Source organism: Idiomarina loihiensis L2TR (assembly GCF_000008465.1).
GTDB classification, from domain to species: domain Bacteria; phylum Pseudomonadota; class Gammaproteobacteria; order Enterobacterales; family Alteromonadaceae; genus Idiomarina; species Idiomarina loihiensis.
This window is the reverse complement of sequence record NC_006512.1, coordinates 1,199,683-1,215,384: the sequence shown is the minus strand read 5'-3', so window position 1 is coordinate 1,215,384 and position 15,702 is coordinate 1,199,683. Positions and strand designations below refer to the sequence as shown.

The following is a 15,702-nucleotide window of genomic DNA, read 5'->3' as shown; positions in this document are numbered from 1 at the left end:
AGTAGTCTATACCGATAACATACAAGGACAGATGTTTTCATGGTCCGTTAACAACTTAATTGATGTTTTGATAGGGAACAGGTGATTATTATGGCGGATATATCAATGGATACCCGCGATTTCAGCCTCCTCTCAACAGGGAAAGGATCGGTTCAGACACAACAGCCTCAAAAGCAAGATGTGATCGATGCCGTCAGTGAGGTACAGGACAAGGTAGCTGAACGTACAGATAAAGCTCAGTTAAACCCGCAGTCGGAAGAACCGAATGTTGGAGAGATGGTTGCAGAGATAAATAAATCTCCGACGATTCGTAACACCAGTCTGCAGTTTGTCTTTGACGAAAAAGGCGATCCGCCGGTTGTCGAGGTTATGGACACCGAAAGCGGTGAGAAAATTCGGCAAATACCTTCCGAGCTTGCGGTTAAGTTAGCTAAAGCTATAGAAGATATGGCCGATAACCAAGAAAGTCGGGCAGGATTATTGTTCGATAACGAAATTTAAAGAGGTGACGATATGCCATTAGTTTCATCATTAGGTGCTCGTTCAGGTTTAGACCTGGAAGGTATCGTTAGTGCGACACTTAACGCAGAACGAGTTCCAAAACAAAACCGGCTTGACCAACAAGAAGGACGGTTGCAGGTAGAATTGTCTGCAGTTGGTGAAATGAAATCGGTATTATCAAAGCTTCAGGAAGCCGCAGAGAAATTGTCGAGTGGCGAATTATTCAGCGCCATGAAAGCTTCCGTTAAACAACCTGAGTCAGGCGATGTTATAACCGTTGAGAGTACAGAAGATGCCGGTGTAGGTAATTTTGATATTTCTGTGACTCAGTTAGCAAAGGGAAGCCGAGCAGTATCTGCGGATGGCGCGTTTGCAAATTCGGAAGATGAAGTAAACACCAACGCAGGCTCATTGACTTTTGGTGCTGGTGACGAAAGCTTCACGCTTAATATAGAAGCAGGTTCAAGCCTGGAAGATATTCGTAAGGCTGTCAATTCTTCTCAGGATAACTTTGGTGTAACGGCTGATATTATTAATACCGGAACCGAAGCTAAATTGATTTTTCGCTCAAATGTGAGTGGCGAAGGCAACGACTTAACTGTTACGAATGATAACGCTGAGTTCGATGCGATTTCTACGCAGGCTAATGGCGGTGGCGCCGGCGGTATGAGTATCGCTGCAGCAGATAAAGCAACGGATGCGATTATTGAAATTGATGGTATACAGGCAAAAAACGATACCAATATATTTGAAGATGTTATTCAGGGCTCAACCATAACCGCGGTTAAAGAAAGCGAAGATGCAGAAACGGCTAAACTTTCTATTGCACGTGACGAAGATGGCGTTAAAAAATCAATTGATGCGTTTGTTAAAGCTTATAACGGTGCTGTTGCCTCTTTAAATGAGATTGGTGGCGAGAATAGCATGCTTCAGGGCGATGCAACGGTTCGTAATTTAAAGGGCCAGTTAAACAATGTGTTGACCTCAACATTTGGCGAGGGAGGCCAAACGTTGTTTGATTTGGGTTTTGGTCTGGATAAAGAAGGAAAGCTAGAAGCGGAAAATCCAGTCACGAGCTTTAGCGAAGTGTTGAAAAACAATCCGGCAGCTTTAGAGTCTGTATTTGGCGGTGAAAATGGTTTGGCTTCCCGTATGGATAGCTTTTTAGATGGTTACGTTGGTGGTGGTGGTTCGTTAGAACTGCGCAAGGATACTATTAACCAAAGCCTGGATCGCGTAGCTGAAAGCCGTGAAGATCTCAAGCTTCGTATGGAATCCATGGAAGAAACGTTGCGCGCGAAATATCAGGCACTGGATTCTTTAGTAGGCCAGTTACAAAGCCGCGGAAATGCGGTAAGTGCTCAGCTTTCTAACCTTCCTGGGTTCACTAGAGACAATGATTAATTAGAGGTAATATCGTATGAATGCCAAATTGAAAGGCTACACTAAAGGTTCTCTGCAAACTCGCGTAGCAGGGGCAGACCCTTATCAACTGGTACAGATGTTGATGGCGGGTGTGTTAGAGAATCTGAATTACGCCAAAGGTGCTATTCAGCGAAAAGACTTGGAAAAGAAAAGTCATTATCTAAGTAAGGCTCAGGCTATTGTCGACTCTTTGCGCTATAGCCTGGATGACACCGCAGGCTCTGATGCTGCCGGTAATTTACGTGAGCTTTATATGTATATGAGCACGCGTATTGCTGACGCATCGATTGAACTGGATATTGAGATTATTGATGAAGTAGCACGGTTAATGATTGATATAAAAGGTGCCTGGGATCAAATACCCATGGAGCAACGTGATGTTGCTATGAGCCAGATGCAACAGGCTTCAGGCGCGTAAGTGCGAAAGAGATGATGCAGCCTGAAAAGTTAACAGAGCTAAGCGACCAGCTGAAGCAAGAGATAGCAGATTCAGAATTTGAATCTGCTAATGTAACGCTGGCTGAACTGATTAAAAGCCTCAACCATCTTCCTGACAATTGGCAAAAATCCGAGCAGTGGGTAACTGTCGTTGCTGAAGCAGATAAATACCTTACGGACATTCAGCCAACACTGGAAGCTGAACAGGAAAAAGCCCGAGCAGCTATGAGCAAAATCACCAAAAGTAAAAAGGGCGTTAAGGCTTACACGAAGTAAAATTAAGCTAAATAGCGCAACTTTACTGTTATTACAGATATAAAAAAACCGGCATATGAGCCGGTTTTTTCGTTCCCTGCGCCTAAGCCCAGGTGAGTAATTCTTCTTACAGTGCTTTGATCTTAGCATTCAAACGGCTCTTATGGCGTGCCGCTTTGTTTTTGCTGATAAGACCTTTAGTCGCGTAGCGATCCAGCATTGGAGCTACGTCTTTCATTGCAGTGTTTGCTGCTTCTTTGTCTTTTGTCTCAATAGCTGCGTTTACACGTTTAAGGTAAGTACGCATCATTGAACGACGGCTTGCATTGTGGCGGCGATTTTTCTCGGCCTGGATCGCACGCTTTTTAGCAGACTTAATGTTAGCCAAGGTGAACTCCTAAATTCATTAACAGAACGCTTCTCTTATAAAGGCCGCAGATTATGCCTTTTCTGCTGTAAAAGTCAACAGTGAAAAGGGAAAAACTCAGTGCTTTAACTGACGTTTTGATAAAATAGCATCCGTCATTGGTCTCAGTTACAATCAAAAACAGAAACTTAGCTGTCAGCCGAAAGGATCTCTCGTGTCAAAAGCTTTACTCCGCTCAGGTTTTATCGTCAGCGCGATGACCCTGATCTCGCGCGTATTGGGTTTAGTGCGCGATGTGGTCATTGCTAACCTGATGGGAGCCGGCGCTGCGGCAGATGTGTTCTTTTTTGCTAATAAAATTCCCAACTTTTTACGTCGGCTATTTGCTGAGGGCGCTTTTGCCCAGGCTTTTGTGCCGGTGCTCACGGAGTACAAGCAGGGCAAAGAACTGCCCGATCAGCAATTACTTATTGCCCGGGTCTCGGGCACCTTAGGCACCATTGTGACGGTGGTCACCATTTTCGGTGTGGTAGCTTCCCCGGTTGTGGCTGCGCTTTTTGGTATGGGGTGGTTTTTAGACTGGTGGAATGACGGCCCGCAGGGACAAAAGTTTGTCCTTGCCAGCGACTTACTCCGCATTACTTTTCCTTATTTATGGTTTATCAGTTTTGCCGCTATGGCCGGAGCTATACTCAATACGCTGGGCAAGTTTGCCGTAGCCGCTTTTACACCGGTATTTTTGAATGTAGCTATTATTGCGGCGGCTATCTGGTTGGCTCCGCAGCTTGAGCAACCGGAATATGCACTGGCCTGGGGCGTCTTTTTCGGTGGTTTTATCCAGCTGTTATTTCAGCTACCGTTTCTGAAAAAAGCGGGGTTATTAGTTAAACCACTGTGGGGCTGGAAAGACCCGGGCGTTACCAAAATTCGCAAACTAATGCTGCCGGCTATTTTTGGTGTGTCGGTTAGCCAAATCAACTTACTGCTGGATACCCTCATTGCCAGCTTTTTAATGACCGGTTCCATAAGTTGGCTGTACTACTCCGACCGATTGCTGGAGTTTCCGCTGGGCCTGTTTGGCATTGCCATTGCTACGGTTATTTTGCCCGCGCTTTCATCACGTCATGTGGATAAATCGACTGAAAACTTTAGTGCTACGCTGGATTGGGGTATTCGCATGGTGCTATTACTGGGTGTACCGGCCATGGCGGGGCTTTTTGTATTAGCAGAGCCGATGCTTATGGTGTTGTTTATGCACGGCGCCTTCAGCCCGGACGATGCGCGTATGGCATCGTACAGTCTTATGGCCTATTCCACCGGGTTGCTAAGTTTTATGATGGTAAAAGTTCTGGCAACGGGCTTTTACTCCCGCCAGGACACTAAGCGCCCGGTTAAGTACGGCATTATTGCTATGGCAGCCAATATGGTATTTAACATTGCTTTGGCTATTCCATTCAGCTATGTCGGGTTGGCACTGGCAACGGCGGCGTCTGCGGCTATTAACGCCGGGTTATTGGGTGTTACTTTATGGCGAGAAGGGGTTCTGAAGAAACAACCCGGCACCGGGCGTTTTATTCTACAGGTACTTCTCGCAACAACTGCGATGATAGCGGGTGTGCTGTGGTTAAGCCCGGACATTGACGCTTGGCGTACCAGCTCGTTGGTTGAGCGGCCCTGGCTTTTGGCTCAGGTGATAGGATTCGGCGCTGCCATTTATATTGGCGTGTTGGTTATCACTGGCATGAGACCGAGACATTTCCGTGCGCGCGAGTACTGATTATCACCTCGGTATCAGTTATAATCGTGTCTTTTCCGGAAAACATTAAGATTGTGTGGGCATGGAACTGATTCGCGGTACTCATAATCTCAGAGCTGAACATTGTGGTTGCGTATTGACCATAGGTAACTTCGATGGTGTTCATCTGGGGCATCAGGCGGTGCTGAGTCAGGTTCGTGAAAAAGCTCAACAGTTAGGTATGCCTTCCGCGGTTATGACCTTCGAGCCTCAACCGCAAGAGCTTTTCCAGCCTGAAAAAGCGCCTGCACGGTTAACCAACTGGCGCGAAAAATATCTCGCGCTACAGGCGCAAAATGTCGACCGGCATATTGTTGTTGAATTTAATAAGAAGTTTGCCAGCCAGCCAGCCCGCGAGTTTATTGAACAGACTCTGGTGGGTAAGTTGGGCGTTAAGTTTTTGGTCGTGGGCGATGACTTTCGTTTTGGCTATAAACGAGAAGGTGACTTCGAGCTACTGCAAAAAGCCGGTAAAGAACTGGGGTTTGAGGTGGTCGATACCCGCAGTTATCGTCAGCAACAACAACGCGTTAGCAGTACCGCTATTCGTCAGGCACTAGAAGAAGGCGACTTTGAACAGGCCGAACAAATGCTCGGGCGGCCTTATCAAATATGCGGAAAAGTCGTACATGGACGCAAAAATGGCCGGACTATTGGTTTTCCTACCGCAAACGTGCCGTTAAAACGTTTAAAAAGCCCATTACATGGGGTATTTGCAGTAACAGCTCAGTTTGGTAAAGACGAAGAAATACATTCCGGCGTTGCCAACCTGGGAACCCGGCCAACATTAAATGGCGACGAAGTACAGCTGGAGGTGCATTTGTTTGAGTTTTCAGGCAATCTGTACGGTCAGCAGATGACGGTCACACCGGTGGCCAAATTACGTAATGAGCAACGCTTTGCGTCGTTGCAGCACTTACAAGAACAAATTGAAAAAGATGCCGCCCGCGCACGTGAAGCATTAGCGTGCCGGAGTCAGTAACTATGCGGAAATGGAAACAGTGACCCATGAGTGATTACAAGCACACCTTAAACTTGCCAGAAACAGCATTTCCAATGCGCGGTAACCTGGCTCAGCGCGAGCCAAAGATGCTGGAGCAGTGGTATGAAACTGACCTGTACGGTCAAATTCGTAAAGCTAAAGCGGGCAAGCCAAAATTTATTCTGCACGACGGCCCTCCGTATGCGAACGGGCAAATTCACATTGGTCACGCCGTAAATAAAATTTTAAAAGACGTTATTGTTAAGGCAAAAACCTTAAGCGACTTCGACGCGCCTTACGTACCGGGCTGGGACTGTCACGGCCTGCCAATTGAACTGCAGGTAGAGAAAAAACACGGCAAGCCGGGTAAAAAATTAAACCTGGCAGAATTTCGTGAAAAATGTCGCGAATATGCCATGACCCAAATTGACCAGCAACGCACCGACTTTAAACGTCTGGGCGTGCTTGGCGACTGGGACAACCCCTACCTGACTATGAACTTTAAGCAGGAAGCTGACAGCGTTCGGGCGCTGGCAAAAATTATTGATAACGGTCATATGCATCAGGGCTTTAAACCGGTTCACTGGTGTACAGACTGTGGCTCCGCGCTGGCGGAAGCGGAAGTTGAATATCAGGATAAAAACTCGCCTGCTATTGATGTGCGTATGCCGGTTGCGGCTACGGCTGAAACGGTTGACCGTTTTAGCACGCCGGAAGGGCATGTGGGTGAGGGTAATGTCAGCATGGTTATCTGGACCACCACGCCGTGGACCATTCCTGCTAACCGTGCGGTGACTCTGGCCGAAGGACTTGAGTATACCTTAGTACAAGTTGAAGCCAGCGATGATCAACCTGCCGAGCGTGTGATTCTTGCGGACGACTTGGTTAATGACTGCATGGAGCGCTGGAACATTACCCACTACCACAAGCTGGGTTTCTGCAAAGGTAAAGATTTGGAAGGCCTGCAATTGCAGCATCCGTTGTTTGAACTGCAGGTTCCGGTTATTTTAGGTGATCACGTAACTACCGAAAGTGGTACCGGTTGTGTGCATACGGCGCCGGGCCATGGTGTTGACGACTTCTTAGTGGGTCAGAAATACGGCATTGAAGTTTACAACCCGGTGGGTGATAACGGCGTGTACAAAGACGATACGCCACTGTTCGCCGGACAGCATGTGTTTAAAGCGAACGAACCTATTGTTGATAAGCTACGCGAAGTGGGCAATTTGATGCATGCGGAAAGTTATCGCCATTCTTATCCGCATTGCTGGCGCCATAAAACGCCCATTATTTTCCGTGCGACGCCGCAGTGGTTTATTAGCATGGACAAGAAAGGTTTGCGCGCAGGTGCTTTAGAGCAAATCAAAAAAGTTGACTGGTTCCCTGAGTGGGGACAAAGCCGCATTGAGTCTATGGTCGAAGGTCGGCCGGACTGGTGTATTTCACGTCAGCGTACCTGGGGTAACCCCATTGCCATTTTCGTGAACCGTGAAACGGAAGAGCTGCATCCAAACACGCTGGAGCTGATGGAAAAAGTGGCTCAGCTAATTGAAAAAGACGGCGTGCAAGCCTGGTTCGACTTAGAGCCAGAAACCTTGCTGGGTGACGAAGCTGACAAATACCGCAAAGTTACCGATACTTTAGACGTTTGGTTTGACTCCGGTGTGACGCACCATTGCGTATTGCGTGAGTTTGACGGCTTACGCTGGCCTGCCGATTTGTACCTGGAAGGCTCGGATCAGCACCGCGGCTGGTTCCAGAGCTCGCTGGTTACCGGTGTTGCAATGTATGATGAAGCGCCGTATCACCAGGTATTAACCCATGGCTTTACCGTGGATGCGCAGGGTCGGAAGATGTCGAAGTCTATCGGTAACGTGGTTGCTCCGCAGGACGTCATGAACAAACTCGGCGGAGACATTCTGCGTTTATGGGTCGCGTCAGCAGATTACTCTGGCGAAATGACGGTTTCTGATGAAATTCTTAAGCGTTCAGCGGATGCGTATCGTCGTATTCGTAATACCTCGCGCTTTTTGCTGGCGAACTTAAGCGGTTTTGATCCTAAACAGGACTTGGTTGCCAAAGAAGATATGGTTGAACTGGATCGCTGGATTGTCGGGCGGGCGGCAGACTTACAAAATGAATTGCTGGAAGCCTACAATAACTACCAGTTCCACAGTGTGGTGCAAAAACTCATGCATTTCTGCTCCATCGAACTGGGCAGCTTTTATCTGGATATTATTAAAGACCGCCAGTACACCGCAAAATCGGAAGGTTTAGCGCGGCGTTCGTGCCAGACGGCGCTGTATCATATTGCCGAGGCGTTAGTGCGCTGGATGGCACCAATATGCAGTTTTACCGCTCAGGAAATCTGGGACTTGTTGCCAAACGAACGCAGCCAGTATGTCTTTACTGAAAGCTGGTATCAGGGTTTTGATGAGTTTTCTGGTGTTAAAGACGCTGAAAACGAGTTCTGGATGCAGTTACTGGAAATTCGTGATGTTGTTAACCAGGCGCTGGAACAGTCACGCCGCGACGATGTTATTGGTGGTTCGTTACAGGCTGAAGTCACCTTGTACGCTGATGATGAACTGGCGGCAGCCCTGAATCGTTTAGGCGAAGAGTTACGCTTTGCGCTGCTGACCTCGGAAGCGCAAGTGGCGTCCATTAATGACGCACCTGCTGACGCAGTTAAAGCGGAAAAAATGGCGTTGGCCGTTAGTGTGACAAAATCTGAATACAAGAAGTGCGAGCGTTGCTGGCATCATCGCGAAGAGGTGGGGACTTTAGAGAACCACTCTGATTTATGCCAGCGCTGCGTAACCAATATTGAAGGTGAAGGTGAGGAGCGTCGTTTTGCCTGATTTTTCTAACCAGACTAACCGTGCAACTGGGCTGCGTTTTTTGTGGCTGACCTTGTTGTTGGTGGTTATTGATCAAATTACTAAAATTTGGGTGGCCGCTGAGTTTGAGCTTTATGAAAGCCGAGTTTTAATTGACGGGCTATTCAACTTAACTTACGTGCACAATTACGGTGCGGCCTTTAGCTTTTTAAGTGACGGTGGCGGTTGGCAACGTTGGTTCTTTACTGCCATTGCTATTGCCATCAGTGTGGTGCTGCTTATCTGGATGCGTCGCAACCCGGTGGGTTTATGGCGCCAGAATTTAGCCTTTTCTCTGATTATGGCCGGGGCTATTGGCAACGTAGCTGACCGTTTAATGTATGGTTATGTCATCGACTTTTTTGATGTTCATTATCAGGGCTGGCATTGGCCTGCCTTTAACGTAGCCGATATGGCTATCACTATTGGTGCCGCACTCATGTTGTTGGAAGCTTTTTTTGATAACCGTCGGGACAAAGTCGAGAACGGTCAAGGGTAGTAAGGAGTTTCATTTGAGTCGTTTACCTATAGAGCACGGACGGGAAGTGGTTATGCACTTCACCATTAAGCTGACCGATGGCTCGGTTGCAGACAGCACAAAAATGTCAGGTAAACCTGCCAGATTTCGAATGGGCGATGGTAATCTGACCGAAAACTTTGAAGCGTGCCTGGTGGGGCTGCGCGAAGGGGCGGAACGTGAGTTCACGTTAGAGCCTAAAGACGCCTTTGGTGAACCGAACCCGGACAACTATTACTATGTTGATTCGGCAAAATTTAACGATGAAACCAAACCGGAAGTCGGAGCCATTTTGGCTTTCACTCAACCGGATGGTACCGATTTACCGGGAATTGTTCGTAAGGTTGAAGGTCCAACAGTCACCATCGATTTTAATCACCCGTTGGCCGGGCAAACGGTGATTTTTGAAGTAGAGATTATTAGCGTTGAGCCATAATTGGTTAATAGACCGAGCTGAACGCAGGAGGAACTGATGCAAATTTTGTTAGCGAACCCACGGGGCTTTTGTGCCGGAGTTGATCGCGCTATAACTATTGTTGAGCGGGCTTTGGAAATATTTGAGCCGCCAATTTACGTGCGTCACGAGGTGGTTCACAACAAATACGTTGTCAGTAAACTGCGCGAGGCCGGGGCGGTCTTTGTGGAAGAATTGCACGAAGTACCGGACGATCAAATTGTTATTTTTAGCGCCCATGGCGTTTCTCAGGCGGTTCGTCAGGAAGCCAAAGATCGTGGTCTGCGGGTATTTGATGCGACCTGTCCGCTGGTGACCAAAGTTCATATGGAAGTTACCCGTGCCAGCCGTAAAGGGCATGAATGTATTTTAATTGGGCACGCAGGGCACCCTGAAGTTGAAGGGACTATGGGGCAGTATAACAACGATGAGGGCGGTATTTACCTTGTGGAGTCGCCGGAGGATGTCGCCAAGCTCGAAGTGAAGGACCCGGGTAACCTGCATTACATGAGTCAAACCACTTTATCTGTTGATGATACAGCCGATGTAATTGATGCTTTGCGCCAAAAATTCCCTGACATTAACGGTCCTCGTAAAGACGATATTTGCTATGCCACTCAAAACCGCCAGGATGCGGTACGTGAATTAGCCAGCGACGCCGATGTCATGTTGGTAGTCGGCGCGCGTAACAGCTCAAACTCAAATCGCTTACGCGAGCTTTCCGAGAAAATGGGAACCCCGGCATACCTAATTGATGACGCCAGTTGTATTGATAAAGCCTGGTTAGAAGGTCACGAGAAGGTCGCTGTAACCGCTGGCGCTTCTGCCCCCGAAGTGTTGGTCAAAGAAGTCATTGCTAAGCTACAGGAATGGGGTGGTAAAACCGCAGTAGAACTGAGCGGTCGCGAGGAAAATATCACCTTTTCAATTCCTCCGGAGCTAAGACCGCACCCGGTGGGCTAAACTGGTTACCGGGAAAGCCAGAATGTCTGGGTCAGTTCGTTATCTCTACCCCAGGAAACGGTTACCTCGGTGGTCGCGTTGAACTGATCGATAGAGATCAGCTCTGCTTTTAAATCAAATTCTCCTGATGTCCCGGATAGTTCAGGATTATTTCCTCTGTGCCAGGTTTGTTGAGCCTCACTTAAATAAGTCATCAAAACCTCCACAGCCTTTGCTTTTGTGTGGGCACGGTCAATCGCCGATAATCCAACTTGTAAAACCTGCAGACTGCTCACAGACCAGAGCGCCACCAGGGCAGCTCCCGCCAAAACTTCAAGCAGAGAAAAGCCTTTATTCTTGTGCCAATTCATAAGCTGTGCGCTGTGCTTCTAAGTCTTGCTGAAGTTGCTGAGAAAGCTGTTGCCATTGATGATGTTGCCGGGCTTCTGTCATTTGCGCGTAAAAAAGCAGCGCAGCTAAGCTGACTGAACTCAAGCTTATGAGTGTTACTAAGGTGAGTATTAGAGCGAATCCTTTCGCGTTCATAGTAAGCTCCAGTTAGTTAACCTGAGGAGTGATTGTTCGTTTGAAAACATGTGTCTGTGCATTGTTGGTAACGGTAAACGTTACAACAAGCTTTGATAACCCACTACCGGATCCCGGAGAGTATGAATCAGCAGCAAAATGAGTGACTTTAAATTGAGACTTATCGGTTAGGGATTGCCAGCCATATCCGGCGCAATCGAGAGTCATTGAGTTATGCTGTAGCTGTTCATTCCTGACTCGGAAGCCAACCGAGCCACCGTTTTGCTGAGGAAACAAATAGCAATTGCCCTGAGGGTTCGAAATTTGCGTTGCGACGGTATTTTTTAAAGTTTCAAAAAACTGATTTGCGACTGACTGAGCACTTAATAGTAAATTTACCCTCAATAACTTGTGGTGTTGCACTCCTGTTTGCCATTGCATTTGCTGCTGCGCCGCCATGACAACTATCGCACCAATAGCCGATGCTATAAGAACTTCCACTAAACTGCTGCCGCGCTCAGACACTATTAACATGAGGGGATTCCCGGAAGTGAATTACCCTCACTTAAGCACAATCGAATACGACCAATACTGCTGATGATGATTTTCACCTGTTTGCTTTTGCCTATTAGTCTGATGTGCCCTGGTGTCGCGGCAGCTGACTCTCCATAAAAAGTAAGCGACGCGGAAGGGCTGTAGGTGTATTTGGTTTGAATATCTGAGGCTTCTGAGCCATTGCTGAATGTGACTAAGTCGATTTCAATAGATTCCTTATTCGCTATGGACCTGGCTTTTACAAGCTGCAAGTAAGACAGCCAGCGCCCAGCCTCTTTTTGAAGCAACAAAGATTCTGTCTGCTGAGTAAATATTGGCAGGGCAGAAGCACCAAGCACCGCACTAACAGCCAATGCTACGACCAATTCCATAAGAGAGTAACCGCGCATAAAAACACATTATTTTGAAAAAGAGCAACGAGTATAGAAGCTGCTTAAGCTTTGTCTGTAAGCCCCAACTGAAACGAATGTAAGATAACCTCCGAATAAAACTAAAGCTGGCTCGATTCTTGAATAAAACACCGCAGGTTCAACTTTTTGACGCAACAGGAAGACGTATGGCGGGCGGTGCCGAAAAGTTAGTAAATTTTAGAAATTTCACGCAGAACAATGCGCATCTGATCAAAGGTTTTGGAACGCCGTTGGCCATTATGGCCATTCTGGCGATGATTGTTTTGCCAATTCCGGCTGTGGTGCTGGATGTTCTCTTTTCATTTTCAATTACTTTGTCACTGGTAGTTATGCTGGTGGCTGTTTATACCCAACGTCCGCTGGATTTCGCCGCTTTTCCTACGGTTTTGCTTATTGCTACGGTACTACGCTTAAGCCTTAACGTTGCCTCTACGCGTATTGTTTTATTAGAAGGGCATAACGGGCCCGGTGCTGCAGGCTCTGTTATTGAAGCCTTTGGTAGCGTGGTCATAGGTGGTAACTACACTGTCGGTCTGGTGGTGTTCGCCATTCTGGTTATTATTAACTTTGTGGTTATTACTAAAGGCGCCGGCCGTATTTCAGAAGTAACCGCTCGCTTCACCCTTGACGCTATGCCTGGTAAACAAATGGCCATTGACGCTGACCTTAACGCGGGCCTAATCAACCAGGAAGAAGCTAAAGCACGACGCAGCGATGTAACCCGTGAGGCTGATTTCTACGGCTCCATGGATGGTGCCAGTAAGTTCGTAAAAGGGGATGCCATAGCTGGTATTTTAATTCTTTTTATCAACATTATCGGCGGATTGCTGATTGGTATGATCCAGTACGGGCTGACCTTTAATGAGGCAGTGGAAGTTTATACGCTGTTAACCATTGGTGATGGCTTGGTAGCTCAAATTCCCTCATTGTTACTGTCAGTTGCGACAGCCATTATCATTACTCGTGAAAATAACAGCCAGGACATGGGTGATGCGGTTGTTCTGCAATTGCTCGATAACCCTAAGGTTTTGGTCATTACCAGCGCGGTATTGTTTGCCATGGGCGTTATTCCCGGTATGCCGCATTTTGCCTTTTTAAGCATGTCTGCGGTGTTAGCCGGTGCGGCTTACTTTAAACTTAAGAAAACCAAGACTGAAGAAGGTGAACTGGTCGAGAAAGAACAGGAACAGCAAGTTCAGCAGGCGCAACAAAAAGAGCTCAGTTGGGACGACGTACGCCACGTTGACACTATAGGTCTGGAAGTTGGTTATCGCTTAATTCCTTTGGTGGATAAGCAGCAGGGCGGTGAATTGCTGTCACGCATTAAAGGTGTACGTAAGAAGCAGTCTCAGGAGTTTGGTTTCCTTGTTCCGGCCGTACATATTCGGGACAACCTCGATTTAGGCCCCAACAGTTACCGCATTACTCTTATGGGTGTGACCATGGGTGAAGCTGAAATTCGTCATGACTGGGAGATGGCGATTAACCCGGGCCAGGTGTTCGGTGAGCTGGACGGTGAGAAGACAAAAGATCCGGCCTTTGGGCTGGATGCTGTCTGGATCCGTCCTGAGCAACGCGAGCACGCCCAAACTCTGGGTTATACCGTGGTTGACGCTGCAACCGTAGTCGCTACGCACTTAAGTCAGATTGTAACCAACCATGCATCTCAGTTGCTGGGTCACGAAGAAGCACAAGAATTGCTGGACCGTCTGGGGCGTACTCATCCTAAGCTGGTTGAGGGGCTGATTCCGGATTTATTGTCACTGGGTAACTTTGTGAAAGTACTGCAAAACTTATTGGACGAGGGCATCGCGATTCGGGATATGCGCACCATTGTACAAACTTTGGTTGAGTATGCAGGACGCAGCCAGGACCCAGAAGTACTGACGGCTGCAGTCAGAATTTCACTGCGTCGGTTAATTGTTCAGGACATTGCTGAAGGGGCGGCGGAATTGCCTGTCATAACTTTGGCACCAGAGTTGGAACAGATGTTGCATCAGTCACTACAAATGGCTGGTAATGACGGAAATCAGCAAGGCGCCGGAATCGAACCTGGTTTGGCCGAACGCCTGCAACAGTCATTACGCGAAGTGCATCAGCAGCAGGAAATGAATGGTGAGCCTTCAGTACTGCTGACCTCGGGGCTTTTAAGGTCAACCATGGCGCGTTTTGCGCGTCACGCTACCGATGGTATGCGCGTGTTGTCCTATCAGGAAGTACCGGATGATAAACAGATTCGCATTGTCAGCTCAATTGGTGGACAACAAAACGGTGGTGAACAAACCGCCACACAAGAGTAACGGGAGTCGCTTGTGAAGATTAAACGCTTTTTTGCCGAAGATATGCGCCGTGGTTTACAACAGGTTAAAGAAACCTTAGGTCCGGATGCGATTATCCTGTCCAATAAGAAAGTAAACGGTGGTATTGAGCTGGTTGCAGCCATTGACCCCGATGCGCAACAGGCACAGCCAATGGCTGAGCAGGCCCCAAATGAGCCGGCTGCGTCAAAGACGCCAGAAGTGCCGGCTGAATCTTTGCAGGAATTGTTACAGCGTCAGGCACAGGCTGAACAGCCTGCGCAACGCTCTGCTACGCAAGCGGTTGCTGAAGCGTCCAAACGGCCAGAACCGAAAGCCGAGCCACAAGAATTTAACGCTTCTCAACTCAGCGACGATATTTTTCCTGAACAAGTAAACGCACCGGCAGCCGACGACTCCCAGGCCATTGCTGAACTGCGCTCTCAGGTCAATGGTATTCGTCAATTGCTGGAACACCAGTTGAGCGGCTTGATGAAACAAGAAATGGATCGTGAAGAACCAACCCGCTCTATGCTGATGAATCGGTTAATGGATATGGGCTTGAGCGAACGAGTTGCCGACCAGATTGCGTGTTTTATTCCTGAAGGCGGATCAGATGATGAAGCCTGGGAACAGACTCTGCATTTATTAGAAGGTCAGCTGAATACGACCTCTGACGACATTTTGACGCGCGGTGGAGCGGTTGCGTTAGTCGGCCCTACCGGTGTCGGTAAAACCACGACCATTGCGAAGTTAGCCGCTCGTTATGCGCAACGCCATGGTGCCGATAAAGTGGCTTTAATTACCACCGACACCTTTCGTATTGGTGCCAGTGAACAATTACAAACCTATGGTCGTATCATAGGGTGTCCGGTCAAAGTGGCAAAAAATGCACAGGAACTGGCAGATGCTTTACTTGCGCTACGTCAAAAAAGTCTTATTTTGATTGATACGGCAGGCATGGGTCAACGCGACAAGCGTTTGAACGAACAGTTAAGCCAGCTTATTCAGAATTCACGATTGCGGATTCGTCCTTACCTGGTGTTGTCTGCAACATCACAAAGCCAGGTGCTGATGGATGCTGTTAAGCAATTTAAAGCACTGCCTTTGTCTGGCTGTATTTTCACTAAGTTGGACGAATGCTTAAGTTTAGGTGAGAGTATCAGCGTAGCTATAGAACATGGCTTACCGGTTGGTTATTTAACAAATGGCCAGCAAGTGCCTGAAGACATTCGGGTAGCGGATGCGAACTTTATGGTTGCCGAGGCCGAGCGCCTGCTTGATAAAAGCATTTGTTCCTCAGTGTCAGACGTGCCAAAATCGTACTGGAATGAGGCGTTTTCTCGCTGAATGAGTCAAT

At 47.8% G+C, this 15,702-nt stretch carries 17 protein-coding genes; 12 read left to right on the top strand and 5 right to left on the bottom strand.

Annotation, left to right across the window (positions count from 1 at the left end):
- Nucleotides 1-90 precede the first annotated feature (90 nt).
- Genes IL_RS05815 through IL_RS05800 form a run of 4 tightly spaced genes read left to right on the top strand, consistent with a single transcriptional unit; the run spans nt 91 to nt 2,640 of the window.
- Entirely contained in the window at nt 91-501 is a 411-nt protein-coding gene (locus IL_RS05815) for a flagellar protein FlaG (RefSeq protein WP_011234386.1), read from the top strand.
- A 12-nt stretch (nt 502-513) separates the two neighbouring features.
- A complete protein-coding gene (fliD, locus tag IL_RS05810; RefSeq protein ID WP_011234385.1) occupies nt 514-1,905 on the top strand; it encodes a flagellar filament capping protein FliD in 1,392 nt (463 codons plus the stop codon).
- A gap of 16 nt (nt 1,906-1,921) precedes the next feature.
- A complete protein-coding gene (gene fliS, locus IL_RS05805; protein WP_011234384.1) occupies nt 1,922-2,344 on the top strand; it encodes a flagellar export chaperone FliS in 423 nt (140 codons plus the stop codon).
- A gap of 11 nt (nt 2,345-2,355) precedes the next feature.
- Nucleotides 2,356-2,640, top strand: a complete 285-nt coding sequence (locus IL_RS05800) for a hypothetical protein (RefSeq protein WP_011234383.1) — start codon at nt 2,356-2,358, stop codon at nt 2,638-2,640.
- 106 nt (nt 2,641-2,746) lie between these two features.
- On the opposite strand, the gene rpsT is transcribed toward IL_RS05800, so the two are convergent.
- On the bottom strand, nt 2,747-3,007 hold the full coding sequence (gene rpsT, locus IL_RS05795; protein ID WP_011234382.1) for a 30S ribosomal protein S20: 261 nt from the start codon (nt 3,005-3,007) through the stop codon (nt 2,747-2,749).
- Nucleotides 3,008-3,200: 193 nt separating this feature from the next.
- Here rpsT and murJ point away from each other — a divergent pair, with 193 nt between their 5' ends.
- From murJ to ispH, 6 genes are all read left to right on the top strand, one after another.
- Complete coding sequence (gene murJ / locus IL_RS05790) at nt 3,201-4,763, top strand: murein biosynthesis integral membrane protein MurJ (protein ID WP_011234381.1); 1,563 nt, start codon at nt 3,201-3,203, stop codon at nt 4,761-4,763.
- Nucleotides 4,764-4,824: 61 nt separating this feature from the next.
- Nucleotides 4,825-5,763 (top strand): bifunctional riboflavin kinase/FAD synthetase, encoded by a 939-nt coding sequence (ribF, locus tag IL_RS05785; protein WP_011234380.1) that lies wholly within the window; start codon nt 4,825-4,827, stop codon nt 5,761-5,763.
- A 26-nt stretch (nt 5,764-5,789) separates the two neighbouring features.
- The gene (gene ileS / locus IL_RS05780; RefSeq protein WP_011234379.1) at nt 5,790-8,624 is read left to right on the top strand and encodes an isoleucine--tRNA ligase; all 2,835 of its coding nucleotides are present in this window, start codon (nt 5,790-5,792) and stop codon (nt 8,622-8,624) included.
- Nucleotides 8,617-9,141, top strand: coding sequence for a signal peptidase II (gene lspA, locus IL_RS05775; RefSeq protein ID WP_011234378.1), 525 nt, complete (start codon nt 8,617-8,619; stop codon nt 9,139-9,141). Before ileS ends, lspA begins: the two co-directional genes overlap by 8 nt.
- 13 nt (nt 9,142-9,154) lie before the next feature.
- Nucleotides 9,155-9,595 (top strand): FKBP-type peptidyl-prolyl cis-trans isomerase, encoded by a 441-nt coding sequence (gene fkpB, locus IL_RS05770; RefSeq protein ID WP_011234377.1) that lies wholly within the window; start codon nt 9,155-9,157, stop codon nt 9,593-9,595.
- Nucleotides 9,596-9,631: 36 nt separating this feature from the next.
- Complete coding sequence (ispH, locus tag IL_RS05765) at nt 9,632-10,576, top strand: 4-hydroxy-3-methylbut-2-enyl diphosphate reductase (RefSeq protein WP_011234376.1); 945 nt, start codon at nt 9,632-9,634, stop codon at nt 10,574-10,576.
- A gap of 5 nt (nt 10,577-10,581) precedes the next feature.
- Here the strand turns inward: ispH and IL_RS05760 are convergent, their stop codons facing one another.
- The 4 genes from IL_RS05760 to IL_RS05745 are packed head-to-tail and all read right to left on the bottom strand — an operon-like array spanning nt 10,582 to nt 12,024.
- A complete protein-coding gene (locus tag IL_RS05760; RefSeq protein ID WP_011234375.1) occupies nt 10,582-10,926 on the bottom strand; it encodes a type II secretion pathway-like protein in 345 nt (114 codons plus the stop codon).
- Nucleotides 10,907-11,101, bottom strand: a complete 195-nt coding sequence (locus tag IL_RS05755) for a hypothetical protein (RefSeq protein WP_011234374.1) — start codon at nt 11,099-11,101, stop codon at nt 10,907-10,909. Before IL_RS05755 ends, IL_RS05760 begins: the two co-directional genes overlap by 20 nt.
- Nucleotides 11,102-11,113: 12 nt before the next feature.
- Nucleotides 11,114-11,614: a prepilin-type N-terminal cleavage/methylation domain-containing protein gene (locus IL_RS05750; protein WP_011234373.1), complete on the bottom strand. Its 501-nt coding sequence runs from the start codon at nt 11,612-11,614 to the stop codon at nt 11,114-11,116.
- Nucleotides 11,608-12,024 (bottom strand): pilus assembly FimT family protein, encoded by a 417-nt coding sequence (locus IL_RS05745; protein ID WP_272940783.1) that lies wholly within the window; start codon nt 12,022-12,024, stop codon nt 11,608-11,610. Before IL_RS05745 ends, IL_RS05750 begins: the two co-directional genes overlap by 7 nt.
- A 167-nt stretch (nt 12,025-12,191) precedes the next feature.
- Between IL_RS05745 and flhA the strand changes: the two genes are divergently transcribed.
- Nucleotides 12,192-14,345, top strand: a complete 2,154-nt coding sequence (gene flhA, locus IL_RS05740; RefSeq protein WP_011234371.1) for a flagellar biosynthesis protein FlhA — start codon at nt 12,192-12,194, stop codon at nt 14,343-14,345.
- Between the two features lie 12 nt (nt 14,346-14,357).
- Nucleotides 14,358-15,692 carry a flagellar biosynthesis protein FlhF gene (flhF, locus tag IL_RS05735; protein ID WP_011234370.1) on the top strand — a complete coding sequence of 445 codons (1,335 nt, stop codon included), beginning with the start codon at nt 14,358-14,360 and terminating at the stop codon, nt 15,690-15,692.
- The last annotated feature ends 10 nt before the right edge of the window (nt 15,693-15,702 follow it).

Excerpts from the sequence above, each read along its gene's own strand:
- IL_RS05815 (WP_011234386.1), top strand. The coding sequence starts at position 91 with ATGGCGGATATATCAATGGATACCCGCGATTTCAGCCTCCTCTCAACA.
- fliD (WP_011234385.1), top strand. The coding sequence starts at position 514 with ATGCCATTAGTTTCATCATTAGGTGCTCGTTCAGGTTTAGACCTGGAA.
- fliS (WP_011234384.1), top strand. The coding sequence starts at position 1,922 with ATGAATGCCAAATTGAAAGGCTACACTAAAGGTTCTCTGCAAACTCGC.
- IL_RS05800 (WP_011234383.1), top strand. The coding sequence starts at position 2,356 with ATGATGCAGCCTGAAAAGTTAACAGAGCTAAGCGACCAGCTGAAGCAA.
- ribF (WP_011234380.1), top strand. The coding sequence starts at position 4,825 with ATGGAACTGATTCGCGGTACTCATAATCTCAGAGCTGAACATTGTGGT.
- ileS (WP_011234379.1), top strand. The coding sequence starts at position 5,790 with ATGAGTGATTACAAGCACACCTTAAACTTGCCAGAAACAGCATTTCCA.
- ispH (WP_011234376.1), top strand. The coding sequence starts at position 9,632 with ATGCAAATTTTGTTAGCGAACCCACGGGGCTTTTGTGCCGGAGTTGAT.
- IL_RS05760 (WP_011234375.1), bottom strand. The coding sequence starts at position 10,926 with ATGAATTGGCACAAGAATAAAGGCTTTTCTCTGCTTGAAGTTTTGGCG.
- IL_RS05755 (WP_011234374.1), bottom strand. The coding sequence starts at position 11,101 with ATGAACGCGAAAGGATTCGCTCTAATACTCACCTTAGTAACACTCATA.
- IL_RS05750 (WP_011234373.1), bottom strand. The coding sequence starts at position 11,614 with ATGTTAATAGTGTCTGAGCGCGGCAGCAGTTTAGTGGAAGTTCTTATA.
- IL_RS05745 (WP_272940783.1), bottom strand. The coding sequence starts at position 12,024 with ATGCGCGGTTACTCTCTTATGGAATTGGTCGTAGCATTGGCTGTTAGT.
- flhA (WP_011234371.1), top strand. The coding sequence starts at position 12,192 with ATGGCGGGCGGTGCCGAAAAGTTAGTAAATTTTAGAAATTTCACGCAG.